Here is a 15,400-nt window from a genome sequence, read left to right on the forward strand (position 1 = left end):
TTAAGAAGCACAATGAAAAAAGACGACATTTAGTCGTCTTTTTTATCACCATCACTTTTCTTTTGTTTTTGATCGTCATCCTCACTGTCAGGCTTGTCATCCGACTCCTTGTCAGATGATTGACTATCCGGTTGTTCTTCTTCGGTATCGGCCTCGCTGTTGTTTTGCGGGCTGTTTTTGTCTGATGCCTTACTGTCAACTTTGTCAGCGTGTTTTTCTATTAACTTCTTAGCGACTTCGTTGTCTTTGTCGAGAGCCAGAAGCTTTTTAGACTCGTTTATACATTCATCGTATTCACGTGCTGCGCAGTGGATTTTAGCACGCAACTCACGGGCATCAATGTAAGAACTATCACGGTCGAGCAGGTCTTTCAGAATGACCAAGCTTTCTTGCTTATTGCCTAGGTCTGACTCAAGCTTTGCTAGCGCAAATGCAGAGTGCAGGTTCTTTTCATCAAGCTCAAAAGCTTCTGTGTAAGCCGCTCGGGCGAGATCGTTTTGCCCAATTGCGTGGTGTGCTTGCGCTTTAAGTTCTAACGCCTCGATATCTTTAGAGTGATTCTCAAGAAGCTTATTGATGATATTAATAGCTTCTTGGTAACGCTCGAACTTGAAGCTTTCTTTAGCGTAAATAAAAGCCACGCGTCTGCTTTCTGGATAAATATTAAAAGCATGCTTGAGGCTATTAAAACCAGCAACTTGCTCGCCATTGTGCAATTGTAATTGACCATTAATTAAATGAGCCTCAGCGCTGTTAGGCAGTTTTTCTGCAATAGTCTCTGCAACTGCTTGAGCTTCCTGATACGCTTCCGTTAAGAGTAGGCCGCGTGCGTACTCTAACTGGCTCGGCCAACCAACGACGGGATGCTCAAAGATATCTTTATCCAGTCCATCAAGGTACTTTTTGTCTTTTTGGATAACTGCTAGCTTTAGCCGTAAGTATTGATAAAGTTCTTCATTATCAAACTTTTTCTCTTTCTCGATATCTTTAGCGATGTCTTCGGCTTTATCGTACTCTTCGTCACTAAGAGCTTTGATCAATTCGATGAGTTGTTCTTCGTCATTGTCAGGCTGTTTAATACCGCTGGCAATTTTGTCTGCACGTTCAAGATTTCCAGCCGCTAAATAGTTAATGCTTTGCATCAAGGCTGTTTCTACTATGTCGCTAGAGCGCTTTCGAGCTTCCTTATAACCCTCTTCGGCTTTGGCAAACATCAATTGGGAGAACAAGTAATTGGCTCGTTTAAGCGCTGGTTTGTAACGGTTTGGGGCTAAAGAAACAGACTTGCGATAGGTTTCAAGCACTTCTTCTTGTGAAAACTTAGGGATTTCTTGTTGGGCTTCAGCCAAGCTTAACCAGGTAGTGCTGTTAGTCGGCTGGTACTCAATAGATTTACTGAAGCGTTTAGCGGCTTCTTCGTATTTACCGAGTTTGTAATAAGCTTCACCAAGGTTTCGGTAAGACTTCGCTTTACGGCGACCACTGGTGGTATTAATCGCATACTTAAAAGCTTTTACAGCTTTTTCGTACTCTTTAGCATCGTTCAGCAAGAGGCCATAGTTAATGGCACTTGCTTGATGATGTGGGAAGCGTTCGAGTTGTCCTTGGTAGGCACGAATAGCTCGCTCGGTTTTGTTATCTTTCGTTAACGCCAGAGCGTAATAAAACCCTGGACGTTCCTGGTGACGCATAGAGCGAGGTAGCTTGCCAATCAGTGTATGTGTTTTTTCATAATCACCATTAGAGAAAAACTGCAGGGCGGCTTTAAACAATATTTTGTTTTTGTCGCCTTCGCTGAAGCCTTTTAAGGGATCAATGCGGTGTATTCTCCACAGTACTTTCTTTGAAAAATCCATATCTGAGAGTGCCAAAACGGTTTCTTTTACCACATCTTCAGTAATATCATCTTGATCGGCTTGATCCTCTGGACTCGGTGCAGGAATATCAAATTCATCGTCATCACTACCCGAGTCAACGCTTTCGCTTGAGCCATCGTCAACGTCAATTTGGATCAGGGTACCGTCATTAATGACTTCGCGTTCATTGCGTTCAATAATGACTAAACCAATAGTTAGAAGTAGGGCAATCGCACATAATGCCGGTGCTGACAGCCCTTTATTATATTTAGGTGTTGTCACGTGCCGTCTCCATTTCTCCAGAAAAACCTTTGTGCTGAACGTTTTGTATTTCTAAGCCAGGTCGACCATTGACCTCAAGCACCATAGGTCCCAACTTTTCATCAATACAAATATCAACGCCAATGTAACCAAGCGGGATGGCTTTTTGAGAGTTCTCTGCTATCTGCTTGATTTTATTCCAGAATGGAACCTGTACACCAACGATATCATAGCCAGTATCAGGGTGAGCTTTGAGCTCTTTACCTTTAAAACTACACTTAGTCGTGATGCCGGTTTCAATGTCCACGCTCAGGCCGATCGCACCTTGGTGAAGGTTGGCTTTACCGTCGGAAAGTTTGGTTGGAACTCGCAACATACAGCTGATGATTTTTTGATTACACAAAATAACTCGGATATCACTTAAGCCTAAATTGGCAATTTTAGAGATACCATGGTGTTCAATCAAAAGTGGTTCGATATAAGCTGTGTCTGGTTGACCATCCTGAGCAAAGTTACCAGTAATAATCTCAGACACATGGTAGCGAATATCAACCAGACTCAAGCGCTTGCCTGAGGTGGTGACAAACGTGCCATCGTCATTTTTCACAATGACTAAGATGCCGTTACCTTGTGAGCCGCGGTTTGGCTTCACTACAAAACTATTGAAGTCTCTTAAGTGTTCAACAAACTCATCAAGATTTCTGAAGCTATCACACATGTCCAGCGTTTGCGGTACAGGGACGCCATGTTGCAGCAGTACTTTTTTAGTTTCGATTTTGTCGATTGCTAACTGAAGTAATTTGCGTTCGTTAAGGCGATAAACGTAATCACGGTTACGCTGGTTAATTCCCAGTGTATTATTTTGCTTATTGATACCTTTAAAGCGCATGTATTCTGAAATACGCAAACCTGTCCATTGACCGATAAAGATCTGAGCGGCCATAACGAGTAGTAAGGTTTCTGGGAACAAGGCAAAGAAACTCTGTAAAGTGATAGAGGAGAAGGCCAAGTAGCAAACCGTGATCATCACAATACTGCCCATGCTGGTTATAAAGAGCTCACCCCAGTTGTTATCTTGGGTCATATTGCTTAAGCGTTCAGCAATGAATGAGATAATAACTACAGGGAATAGTGTCATCATGCCCATCTGTAATGGCGTTTGCTCTCCAAGCACCATGAAAATACCAATAAACAAGATGGTGTTTAGCGTGATGATCGCTGCTAGTCGAGGTATTTTGAGTAGCTTATGTTTATCAAAGTACATCTGGCCTAACCAAGCGGTTAGAAGCACGCCAATAAAGCCGATTAAGCCCATCCAGAACCCAGTATAAACACAAGCCGCTGAGACCAGCATCGGCATGAAAATACCAAAGGTTTTGATGCCAAAGACATTTCGAGCAAATGATATCAATAGGGCTACGAACGGAAACAGTAAGAAAATCCCTGCTGTTTTATTCTCGATGCCGAGTTTTGCCAGTAGCGAGGCGGCATTAAAGAAAGCACCTTCGTCATTATCAAAGCGAAGTAACGGAGCAGCAATGTGCTCACGTTTAATATCAAAAATGTAATCAAAGTTGATATTACGGGTATGACTAAAGAGCGCTTGATCGTCGATATAAAGCTCAAGGTAATGGTGCGGGATTTGCGCAAAGTAATCATTGAGCGGATCAAACGGAACCCAGTGACCTTGAACATAAGCTTCTACCCATTGGTGTGAGGTTTTCTTCTTGCTGGTTTCGAGGATTACACCGCCAACAAGGCGCGTTGGAATTCCATTTAGACGTGCTAAAGCCGCGAATAGACGGCTTTTACCGTTACAGCTTGCACGCTTCAATATCATTGTGGTGATGGCGTCAGTGGTACCTTTAAAAGGCGCGCCTTCAATTTCATTGTAGGTATAGTCGTGAATAGCCCTTAAGGTTGAGAGTAGTTTTCTTTCCTTTGGCTGGATATTCATCCACAACTCTAGAATACGCGGGTCATTGACCTGAATAACGTCAGTTGGCTCCAACCAGCGCTTTAAATGCGGCGGGTAGTCAGTAGGGATGTCCAACTCAGGATCAATTTCATACTTTTGTTCACGAGACGAAATGATGGCGCTGTAGCGGATTGGCGTAGTTGAAAAGCCCGTCCAAATACCTTGACGACCGACCAGAGATTCATCGTTAGTGAACTCTAGGGTTCCCGACTGCAATGACTCATTGACCACTTCTTGGCGATCATTGGTCAAAGGAAGGTAGGTGCGGTTGACGATATCTTCGTTACCCGCATCAAAAGTCATGGTTAAAGAGTAGCGGTGCAGTAACTCAGCACCGAGCTGTTTTACGTGCGATGGCTGCCACCAAAAGTGTAGGGCAAGCAAGGTCAAACCAAGCAAGGCAAACCATACTGAAGGTCGATTTAGATTTTTTAGCATATGAGGCCGACGTTAATCCCAAAGGTTATAAGCAAGCAAAAGTCTGTAAATACAGTGAGATATGAACCTTCACTTGTCGATAAAGTGAGGCAATTGTAAAGCATTGTCGCATTATCGGTGTGAAAAGGCTCACAAGTTACAAACCGTAAAAAAGTTAAAACTTCTCTATTAATAGCCCCTAAATGCAAATAAAATTTGATATACGAGCGTTTATTTTACGCTAAGTTTCGTTTCTAGCTACTGAATTTTATATGGTTGTACCATTGGCTGAACAGTGGCTTAACTGTACAGCCAATGGTGATGCCCACCTATTTTTATAGGTGAAAGTTTACCGCTTTAATGACTTCCGGCGGTAATTCAGGCAGTGATGAGCGTGGGATTAAGAACGTCGTTAAATTAAACAAATCTCTGAAAAAACGGTTGTTCTGAGTGGTTTGCTTTAGGTAGTCGTGGCCAGAAGAGCCTCCGGTACCAATTTTAGTCCCTAGCATGCGATGCACCATCGTGGTATGGCGGTAACGCCAAGTGGTAAACTTCTCATCGATATCAATCAAGCCCTGCAGTAAACGGAAAGGTGAGTTAAGCATCGGTTGTTCTCGATAAAGGTTAATAAATAACGCGCTTAAGGTAGCTTCCTGACTTAGTCTAAAACGACCCTGTTGCTTGAGTTCTTGGTATTTGTCTTTATCGAACAAAGCATCAAAATTCGAGCGTGTATTAGACAGGTCGTTCAGTTGAAAGGTCTTTTCAGCGTCAGTTAAATAGTCCGCGTCTTTAATTACTTGCTCGTCGTGTTTTAACATGTCTTCGACTGCATCTTTATACATTTGCCAGAATTTAAAATCACCAAACTCTAAAAACGGCATTCGTTCGAGCCAATGTTCAACCGCATCGAATAGGCTGGGTTGTTCTTCTAAGTTGAGAAGATAGTTGCGGTCTTTTTCATTTAAGCGGTTATAGAACGATTTCTTATCAAAATTAATACGAAACTCAGATTTTAAGCCAAGTAGGATTTCGATTTCCTTAAACTGAATGCTCTGGAAACCAGATGCTGGGATCAGGTAGTCACGGAAATCGAGGAAATCCAGTGGTGTCATGGTTTCTAAGATATCGATTTGATCGACCAAGACTTCTTGGATACGGTGAATGCGCTCGATACGAAGGTTAACGGTGCTTAACTGATCTTCATTGACGGGATCTTGAGACAGCACAGGAAGAATAGCATGGATCTCATGCAACACTTGCTTGAACCACAGCTCATAGGCTTGGTGCACAATAATGAATAAAGTCTCATCGTGAGCTTCAGCGCCATACTTTGTACTTTCTGGATGTTGTGCGTCGAGCAACTTATCCAGTTGTAAGTAATCGGCGTAATAACAAGGTTTAACGTTCTTTTGCATAATCCACCAGCATATATTTTGTTTAACACTCTAAAATTGTGTTTTAAGGTGCAAGCTAAAGTGCGGCGAGGCAATGGCTAATTTTTTAAGCGGAGTTTAGTGAACTAAATGAGGATTAAAAAATTAGTCATTAACAAAGCAGCGCTGACGATTGCGCCTTAAAACAAAAAAGGAGCGGCTTTTACGCCACTCCTTTCCGATTATAGACATTTAAAAAAAATAATGTCAGCAAAGATTTTAACTATTTTTAGTTAATTGTTTGCGTTTTATTTTCTTGTGTTAATGTCAACGTAATCACGTGCTTTCTCACCCGTGTATAACTGACGAGGGCGGCCGATTTTACGGCTAGACTCACCCATCATTTCGTTCCACTGTGATACCCAGCCTACGGTACGCGATAATGCGAAGATTACCGTGAACATATTAGTTGGGATACCAATCGCGTCTAGAATAACGCCTGAGTAGAAATCGACGTTAGGGTAAAGCTTCTTCTCGACGAAGTAAGGATCTTCAAGCGCGATTTTCTCAAGCTCTAATGCAACCTTAAACGTAGGGTCATCATGCTTGCCCAGTAACTCAAGAACCTCGTGAGCACTTTCACGCATGACTTTAGCGCGTGGGTCAAAGTTTTTATAGACACGGTGACCAAAGCCCATTAGACGGAACGGATCGTTTTTGTCTTTCGCACGCTTCACGTACTCAGGGATGTTCTTAACATCGCCAATTTCACGTAACATGTTCAAGCATGCTTCGTTGGCACCGCCGTGAGCAGGGCCCCACAGGCAAGCAATACCTGATGCGATTGCTGCGAATGGGTTCGCGCCTGATGAACCGGCTAGGCGTACCGTCGACGTTGAAGCGTTTTGCTCGTGATCAGCGTGTAGTACAAAAATGCGGTCCATCGCTTTCACTAATACCGGATCTGGCTTCCAGTTATCTTCTGAAGGCATGCTAAACATCATGTTCAAGAAGTTTTCAGCAAGGCTCATGTCGTTCGTTGGATAAACAAACGGGTGGCCTACAGAGTAGCGATAGCACATAGCGGCGATAGTTGGCACTTTAGAAATTAAGCGCAATGCACTGATATCACGATGTTGCGGGTTATTAATATCCAATGAATCGTGATAGAAGGCTGAAAGTGCGCCAACAACCGATACCATAATAGCCATTGGGTGAGCATCGCGGCGGAAGCCGTTGAAAAAGCTCATCATTTGCTCATGAAGCATGGTGTGGTTGTTAATTTTCGCGACGAATTCGTCGTATTGCTCTTTATTAGGTAGTTCGCCATTAAGTAGTAAATAGGCAACTTCTTCAAAATTTGAGTTATCCGCTAACTGTTCGATCGGATAACCGCGATAAAGTAGCTGTCCTTTGGCACCATCAATATAAGTGATCTTTGATTCACAGGCACCAGTAGATACATAGCCCGGGTCATAAGTGAAATAACCCGCTTTCCCTAATGCACCAACGGCAACGACGTCTTTACCTAGACTTGGTGTTAGCACGTCTAGGGTGAGTTCCTCGCCATTTGGTAGGCTAAGTTTAGCTGTTTTATCCGACATATAGTCTCCTCGGGACAATAAATTGCTTACTTTTTAATCTAAAAGCTGTGTTTAAGAGTAAGAAGGGCACACATTCTACAAAATTTTGAATGAATTTCATAAATTAATTTTATGACGGTTTCTATTAATCCATCAGTTTTACCAATGAGTTGAAAATAGAAGGGGGAAATAATTGTAATCAGTGATAAGCACTTATATAATTTCGTTCTGAAATATGTATCACTGGGGAGTTCGTCAGGTAAGCAGTTTTTCTGGGTCGAACACACATTAAAGCAGTTGTAGAAATCCTGGCGAAAGCATAAACTCATGCCTTCTTCGACCAAGGCAATAATTTTGTAAGATACTTGTGATTAAAAAGAGACCAAAAAACTTAGACCTTACTACGGTAAGGTTTCCTGTGCCTGCAATATCATCAATCTTGCATCGTATTACGGGTGTTGTTCTATTCATTGCTGTACCAATCCTTTTATGGATGCTGCAAAAGTCGTTTGATAGCGCCGGCTACGCCGAGCTGCAATCGATGTTCACTGAATCATTCCTATGGCAATTTATCCTGTGGGCAATTTTAACGTCGGTGGCTTATCACGTTATTGCCGGTGTCCGTCATTTATTAATGGACCTAGGAATTGGCGAGTCGCTTGAAGGCGGTCGTCGAGGTGCTTGGAGTGTTTTAGTCCTTTCAGCTATTGCAGCAGCATTATTAGGAGTTTGGGTATGGTAACTACCGTCACTAGTTTGGGCCGTTCAGGTCTACACGATTGGGTGTTGCAACGCCTTTCAGCGGTAATTATGTTGGCCTATGTGGTTTATTTAGGCTACTTCTTTGCAACAACACCAGAAATTACGTTTACTGCATGGCAAGGCTTGTTCGCCAGCACTTTCATGAAAGTGTTTTCGTTCTTAACGCTGCTATCAGTAGTTATGCACGCTTGGATTGGTCTGTGGATTGTGTCCACTGACTATATGCCGAAAGTGAGCATTCGTATCGCTTTCCAAGCGATTGTTATTGTGATTTGTCTTTCACTGATAGTGTGGGGCAGCCAGATATTGTGGAGCTTATAAAGCATGTCTATACCTACGTACACTTTTGATGCCGTAATTGTAGGGGGCGGTGGCGCTGGTATGCGTGCCTCGCTACAACTTGCTAAAAGCGGCCAGAAAGTAGCATTGATTTCAAAAGTATTCCCAACCCGTTCGCACACGGTATCGGCGCAAGGCGGTATTACTGTTGCGCTGGGTAACTCACACCCGGATGACTGGCGCTGGCACATGTTCGATACTGTTAAAGGTTCGGACTATATCGGTGATCAAGACGCTATTGAGTACATGTGTGAAAATGGTCCAGCAGCGGTTTATGAGCTGGAGCACATGGGCTTGCCGTTCTCACGTTTGGATAATGGTAAAATTTATCAGCGTCCTTTCGGAGGTCAGTCGAAAGAATTCGGTGGTGAGCAGGCCGCACGTACTGCTGCGGCTGCTGACCGTACTGGTCACGCGTTACTGCACACCCTTTACCAAGCAAACTTAGCCGCGCAAACCCAATTCTTTAACGAATGGTATGCGATGGACATCGTTCGTAACGACGACGGCGATGTTTGTGGTGTCACGGCAATGTCAATCGAAACGGGCGAAGTGGCACTATTTAAGTCTCGTGCTACAGTATTTGCGACTGGCGGCTCTGGCCGAATCTATGCTTCAACAACAAACGCTTTAATAAACACTGGTGACGGTGTTGGTATGGCGCTTCGTGCAAAACTTCCCGTACAAGACATCGAAATGTGGCAGTTCCACCCAACGGGTATTGCTGGCGCAGGTGTATTGGTTACGGAAGGTTGTCGCGGTGAAGGTGGCTACCTGATCAATAAAGATGGCGAACGCTTCATGGAGCGTTACGCACCAAACGCCAAAGATTTGGCGTCGCGTGATGTTGTTGCTCGTTCGATGATGAAAGAAATTCTTGCTGGCCGTGGAGCTGGTGAAGAGGGCGATCACGTATTCTTGAAGCTCGATCATCTTGGTGAAGAAGTCTTAAATAAGCGCTTACCGGGCATTAGTGAGTTATCAAAAATCTTCGCTCACGTTGATCCTGCTAAAGATCCAATTCCAGTAGTACCAACCTGTCACTATATGATGGGTGGTATTCCAACCAATAAGTTCGGACAAGTTATTGACCGTAATCCTAATGGCGAAGAAAAAGTGGTTAAAGGGTTCTACGCTGTGGGTGAGGTTGCTTGTGTGTCAGTACATGGCGCGAATCGTTTGGGCGGTAACTCATTGCTCGACTTGGTGGTATTTGGTCGTGCTGCTGGCTTGCATCTTGAAGAATCGCTTCGTGAAGGCTTACCATTCTCTGACTTTAACGATGCTGACGCTGAGCGTTCAATGGCTCGCTACAAGCGTTGGGAAGAGTCTAACGAAGGTGAAGATGTTGCTCAGTTGCGTAAAGAATTACAGCAAACGATGCAAAACCACTTCGGCGTATTCCGTACTGGCGACTTGATGAAAGAAGGTCTTGAGAAAGTTAAGAAGCTTCGTGAGCGCATGAAAAACGCTGTATTGAAAGATAAGTCACAAGGCTTCAATACAGAGCGCGTTGAGTGTCTGGAACTTGAGAACTTGATGGAAGTTGCTTATGCCACAGCGATGGCTGCTGAGTACCGTACTGAAAGTCGTGGCGCACACAGTCGTGAAGACTACCCTGACCGTGATGACGAAAACTGGCTAGTACACTCGGTGTTCTACCCAGAAACGGAAGAAATGGGTACTCGCGATGTGAATATGCATCCTGAAAAAGTCGACGCTTTCCCGCCGAAAGCTCGTACTTATTAATCTCTATTAAAGAGTCCGTAAGAATTGCATACGGAGCAAAAATTATATGAAATTTAAAATTTATCGTTATAACCCAGAAACGGATAAGAAGCCTTACATGCAGGAATTCGATATTGATATTCCTGAAGGTTCGGACAAGATGTTGCTAGATGTTTTGGTCGACTTAAAAGAAGTTGATCCAACGCTGTCGTTCCGTCGTTCTTGCCGTGAAGGTGTGTGTGGTTCAGACGGCATGAACATCAATGGTAAAAATGGCTTGGCGTGTATTACCTCGATTTCAAGCTTGAAGTCGCCGGTAGTTATTCGCCCATTGCCAGGTTTGCCTGTGATTCGTGACCTAGTCGTGGACATGGCTCAGTTCTACAAGCAGTATGAGAAAATTAAGCCATACTTGATTGCAGATACAGAAACACCAGCAAAAGAGCGCTTACAATCTCCTGAAGACCGTGAGAAGCTTGATGGTTTGTATGAGTGTATTCTATGTGCCTGTTGTTCGACGTCTTGCCCATCGTTCTGGTGGAATCCTGACAAGTTCGTTGGCCCAGCAGGTCTACTGCAAGCCTACCGTTTCTTGACGGATAGCCGTGATACTCATACTGAAGAACGATTAAAGGATTTAGATGACGCTTATAGTGTGTTCCGTTGTCGTGGCATCATGAACTGCGTTGACGTTTGTCCAAAAGGGCTAAACCCAACAAAAGCGATTGGTCATATCCGTTCTATGCTACTGAAAAGTGGTGTATAATCAGCGATATTGAATAAGTAGTATCTGATACTGATAACCGGAACGTTGAAAAGGTTGCTTTATTAATAGCAAAATACACAACGCATGAATCGCAACTCAAAGCAGTAACCCTTTGTAAATTAAAAAGGTCTTACTGTGTTAAGAGTTGCGATTTTTGGTTATCATAGCGAAACAAATACCGAGAAGTGGTGTTAAATTACAATGAAAAATGGCTTAGAGGCAATGTTTGATAGTGCCTACCTTTCGGGAGGTAGCGCTGCCTATTTAGAAGAACTTTACGAACAATATCTTGAAGATCCTCAGTCAGTTGATGCCGAGTGGCGTGTAAAATTTGATGAATTTGAAAAAGTTAGCGATAAACAAGAGGTTGCGCACAGCGACATTCGCGAACACTTTCGTCAAATTGGTCTAAACCGTCAGAAGCTTGCATTCAGCCAAGGTGGCGGCAGTGCAACGGCTGATCCAAAACAAGTTAAAGTCCTTCACCTTATTGAGTCTTACCGCGCACGCGGTCATCACCACGCCAATATTGACCCTTTGGGCTTATGGAAACATCCTTACCCAACCGATTTGAGCCTTGAAGCTTATGACTTAGGCGATGTGGATCCTAATAAGAAATTCCACGTCGGTAACCTAGCAGGACCAGAGCAACAGTCGTTAAAAGAAATCGTAGAGCGACTGAAATCAACCTATTGCAATACGATTGGTGCTGAGTTCCTTCATATCAATGATCTAGAAGAGCGTCGCTGGATTCAGGAAAAGCTAGAGTCAGTCTCTTCGTCGCATGACTTTCGCGATGAAACTAAGAAAAAGACCCTTGAAGGTCTAACTGCAGCTGAAGGTTTAGAGAAATACTTAGGTTCTAAATTCCCAGGCGCTAAGCGCTTCTCGTTGGAAGGTGGCGATAGCCTGATTCCGATGATGAGGGACTTTATCAACCAAGCTGGTGCCATGGGTACCAAAGAAATCGTTATCGGCATGGCCCACCGCGGTCGACTGAATATGCTGGTTAACGTCATGGGTAAAAAGCCAGAAGTATTGTTTGATGAATTTGCGGGTAAAAACGCTGTTGTCGAAGAAGGAAACTCTGGTGATGTTAAGTACCACATGGGCTATTCAAGCGATGTGGAAACCGAAGGTGGCCCTGTACACCTTGCGTTAGCATTTAACCCATCGCATCTAGAGATTGTAAGCCCGGTTGTTATTGGTTCGGTTCGTGCACGCCAAGAGCGTCGTAACGATACTAACTGTGAGCAAGTTGTTCCTGTGTTAATCCATGGTGACTCTGCAGTGACAGGGCAAGGCGTCGTGATGGAATTGTTCAACATGTCACAAGCGCGAGGTTTTTATATCGGCGGCTCTGTGCATGTAGTGATTAATAACCAAGTTGGTTTTACAACTTCGAAGCAGCAAGACACGCGTTCGACAGCTTACTGTACTGACGTTGCAAAAATGGTAGAAGCGCCTGTCTTCCACGTTAACGGTGATGATCCGGAAGCGGTGCTATACGTAACTCGTCTAGCGCTTGAGTTCCGTAATAAGTTCAAGAAGGACGTGGTAATTGACTTAGTCTGTTATCGCCGTCATGGTCACAATGAAGCTGATGAGCCAAGCGCTACTCAGCCTGTTATGTATCAAAAAATTAAGAAGCATCCAACACCGCGCAAGATATATGAAGACAAACTAACGTCTAACGGCACGCTGAGTGCTGAGGAAAGTAAGAAGTTAGTTGATGATTATCGCGATATGTTAGATGAAGGGAAGTCGGTGGTTTTAAACCGTATTCCGACACATCGTAATGAGTACAGCGTTGATTGGAGTCCGTTTGAAGGCCAATCTTGGCAGTCACCTGCGGACACCTCAATTAAAAAAGCGAAGTTCGATGAGCTAGCAGAACGTATTTGTGCTTACCCAGAAGACCTCCCTTTACAGCGCCAAGTGAAAAAAGTAATGGCCGCACGCAAAGAAATGGCCAAGGGCGACGTTAAAATGGACTGGGGTTTCGCAGAAACATTAGCTTATGCGACTCTGCTGGATGACGGTTTTGAAGTGCGATTGTGTGGCCAAGACAGTGGTCGTGGTACTTTCTCTCATCGTCATGCGGTATTGCATGATCAGGATGATGCTGAGGTGTATATTCCACTGCAGCATATTAAGGAAGAGCAGCCACGCTTTACCGTGATAGACTCGGTGTTGTCCGAAGAAGCGGTCATGGCGTTTGAATACGGCTATTCGACGAATGAGCCAAATTCGATGGTGATTTGGGAAGCACAGTTTGGCGACTTCGCTAACGGTGCGCAAGTCGTTATCGACCAGTTTATTAGCTCTGGTGAGCAAAAATGGGGCCGTTTATCAGGTCTTACCTTATTCTTACCTCATGGTTATGAAGGTCAAGGTCCAGAACACAGTTCAGCCCGTTTGGAGCGTTTCTTACAGCTGTCTGCCGAACAAAATATGCAGGTCGTTGTGCCATCAACACCGGCACAAGCATTCCACATGATTCGCCGTCAGATGGTTCGCGATTTGCGTAAACCTTTGATTGTGATGACGCCAAAGAGTTTATTGCGTCATCGCGACGCGGTGTCTAGTGTTGAAGAGCTGACTAATGGTCAGTTCCAAAATGCGATTGATGAAATCGATAAAATCGTTAAAAAGAAGGTAGCACGGGTGGTCATGTGTTCTGGTAAAGTCTATTATGACCTACTGAAGAAACGTCGTGACGAAAAGCTCGATCATGTTGCGATTATTCGTATTGAGCAGTTATATCCATTCCCTCATGACGAAGTTAAGAAGATTTTAGGCTCCTACAAAAATGCGAATACTTTTGTGTGGTGCCAAGAAGAGCCGCAAAACCAAGGTGCTTGGTACTGCAGTCGTCACAATTTAGATGATGCTGTGCCGAACAAAGAGCCAGTGATTTTTGCGGGTCGAGCTGCTTCTGCTGCTCCAGCAGTCGGTTATGCCAGTATTCATAACGAGCAGCAAGCAAAATTAGTTAACGATGCCTTAGGTCTTGACTAAGATCGTGACGCTGGGTGTTGAGAAAACAGTTTTTAAAATTAAATTAAGGTAAAAAAGGTTATAACATGGCTATCGAAATTAAAGTTCCTGTGTTGCCTGAATCAGTAGCGGATGCAACGATTGCTACTTGGCACGTTAAGCCAGGTGAAGCGGTATCGCGTGATCAGAACTTGGTCGATATTGAGACTGATAAAGTAGTGTTGGAAGTTGTAGCGCCAGAAGACGGTGCCATTTCTGAAATTTTGAAAGAAGAAGGTGACACGGTTCTTCAAGAAGAAGCTATTGCTAAGTTTGAAGCTGGTGCCGGCGCATCCTCCGCTTCTAGCGATAAAGGTGATGCTTCTGACGAAAAGAAAGAAGATACTAAGTCTGATTCTAAAGCCGAAGAAAAACCTGCTGAGCCTTCAAAAGATACTGACGTGTTATCACCTGCCGTTCGTCGTTTAGTCGCAGAGCATAATCTTAACCCAGCAGATATTCCTGCAACGGGTAAAGGCGGGCGTTTAACAAAAGAAGACGTCGAAAAGTTTATTAAAGACGGTGGCAAGAAATCGGCACCGGCTGCAAAGGGTTCTTCAGATGCTCCTGTGGCTGCGGGCTTACGCGAAGAGAAGCGTGTTCCAATGACACGTTTGCGTAAGATGATTGCTACTCGTTTAGTAGAAGCGCAACAAAATGCGGCACTACTAACGACCTTCAATGATATCAACATGAAGGAAGTGGTTGAGTTACGTGCTCGTTATAAAGAACAGTTTGAGAAAGTACATGAAACGCGCTTAGGCTTCATGTCTTTCTTCGTAAAAGCAACGGTCGAAGCTCTGAAACGTTATCCAGCGGTTAACGCTTCAATCGATGGCGACGACATTGTTTATCATGGTTACTACGATATCGGTGTAGCTGTGTCGTCACCACGTGGTTTGGTTGTGCCAGTATTGCGTGATGCCGACACGATGAGCCTTGCCGACATCGAAGCTAAAATTCGTGAGTTTGGTCAAAAAGCTCGCGATAATAAATTGACTGTCGAAGAGATGACAGGCGGCACCTTTACTATCTCTAACGGTGGTGTGTTTGGTTCGCTTATGGCAACGCCAATCATTAATCCACCACAAAGTGGTATTTTAGGTATGAACCGTATGGAAGATCGTCCAGTTGTGATTGATGGCGAGATTGTTATTCGCCCAATGATGAATGTTGCGCTTTCGTATGACCATCGAATTATTGATGGCCGTGAATCAGTTGGCTTCTTAAAAACGATCAAAGAGTTTATTGAAGATCCAGCTCGCATCTTATTGGATGTTTAATCTATAAGT

The 15,400-nt window shown here is 43.9% G+C and carries 10 protein-coding genes; 6 read left to right on the forward strand and 4 right to left on the reverse strand.

Annotated elements, in window-relative coordinates; translation table 11 throughout:
- Window positions 1–29 precede the first annotated feature (29 nt).
- From TQ33_RS04515 to gltA, 4 genes are all read right to left on the reverse strand, one after another.
- Complete coding sequence (locus TQ33_RS04515; protein ID WP_046560999.1) at window positions 30–2,138, reverse strand: tetratricopeptide repeat protein; 2,109 nt, start codon at window positions 2,136–2,138, stop codon at window positions 30–32.
- Window positions 2,125–4,533 carry a sugar-transfer associated ATP-grasp domain-containing protein gene (locus TQ33_RS11625; RefSeq protein WP_052735200.1) on the reverse strand — a complete coding sequence of 803 codons (2,409 nt, stop codon included), beginning with the start codon at window positions 4,531–4,533 and terminating at the stop codon, window positions 2,125–2,127. Before TQ33_RS11625 ends, TQ33_RS04515 begins: the two co-directional genes overlap by 14 nt.
- Window positions 4,534–4,847: 314 nt before the next feature.
- Window positions 4,848–5,933, reverse strand: coding sequence for a tryptophan 2,3-dioxygenase family protein (locus tag TQ33_RS04525; RefSeq protein WP_046561000.1), 1,086 nt, complete (start codon window positions 5,931–5,933; stop codon window positions 4,848–4,850).
- A gap of 266 nt (window positions 5,934–6,199) precedes the next feature.
- Window positions 6,200–7,495, reverse strand: a complete 1,296-nt coding sequence (gene gltA / locus TQ33_RS04530; protein WP_046561001.1) for a citrate synthase — start codon at window positions 7,493–7,495, stop codon at window positions 6,200–6,202.
- 346 nt (window positions 7,496–7,841) lie between these two features.
- On the opposite strand from gltA, the gene sdhC reads away from it, so the two are divergent.
- The 6 genes from sdhC to odhB all read left to right on the forward strand — a co-directional run bounded on the left by sdhC (window position 7,842) and on the right by odhB (window position 15,391).
- Window positions 7,842–8,216: a succinate dehydrogenase, cytochrome b556 subunit gene (gene sdhC / locus TQ33_RS04535; RefSeq protein WP_046561002.1), complete on the forward strand. Its 375-nt coding sequence runs from the start codon at window positions 7,842–7,844 to the stop codon at window positions 8,214–8,216.
- On the forward strand, window positions 8,210–8,557 hold the full coding sequence (gene sdhD, locus TQ33_RS04540; RefSeq protein ID WP_046561003.1) for a succinate dehydrogenase, hydrophobic membrane anchor protein: 348 nt from the start codon (window positions 8,210–8,212) through the stop codon (window positions 8,555–8,557). Before sdhC ends, sdhD begins: the two co-directional genes overlap by 7 nt.
- A 3-nt stretch (window positions 8,558–8,560) precedes the next feature.
- Window positions 8,561–10,324, forward strand: coding sequence for a succinate dehydrogenase flavoprotein subunit (sdhA, locus tag TQ33_RS04545; protein ID WP_046561004.1), 1,764 nt, complete (start codon window positions 8,561–8,563; stop codon window positions 10,322–10,324).
- 46 nt (window positions 10,325–10,370) lie between these two features.
- Complete coding sequence (locus tag TQ33_RS04550) at window positions 10,371–11,069, forward strand: succinate dehydrogenase iron-sulfur subunit (RefSeq protein ID WP_046561005.1); 699 nt, start codon at window positions 10,371–10,373, stop codon at window positions 11,067–11,069.
- A 201-nt stretch (window positions 11,070–11,270) separates the two neighbouring features.
- The gene (locus tag TQ33_RS04555) at window positions 11,271–14,090 is read left to right on the forward strand and encodes a 2-oxoglutarate dehydrogenase E1 component (RefSeq protein ID WP_046561006.1); all 2,820 of its coding nucleotides are present in this window, start codon (window positions 11,271–11,273) and stop codon (window positions 14,088–14,090) included.
- Between the two features lie 65 nt (window positions 14,091–14,155).
- On the forward strand, window positions 14,156–15,391 hold the full coding sequence (odhB, locus tag TQ33_RS04560; RefSeq protein ID WP_046561007.1) for a 2-oxoglutarate dehydrogenase complex dihydrolipoyllysine-residue succinyltransferase: 1,236 nt from the start codon (window positions 14,156–14,158) through the stop codon (window positions 15,389–15,391).
- The last annotated feature ends 9 nt before the right edge of the window (window positions 15,392–15,400 follow it).

It is taken from the genome of Kangiella geojedonensis (assembly GCF_000981765.1).
Taxonomy (GTDB): Bacteria; Pseudomonadota; Gammaproteobacteria; order Enterobacterales; family Kangiellaceae; genus Kangiella; species Kangiella geojedonensis.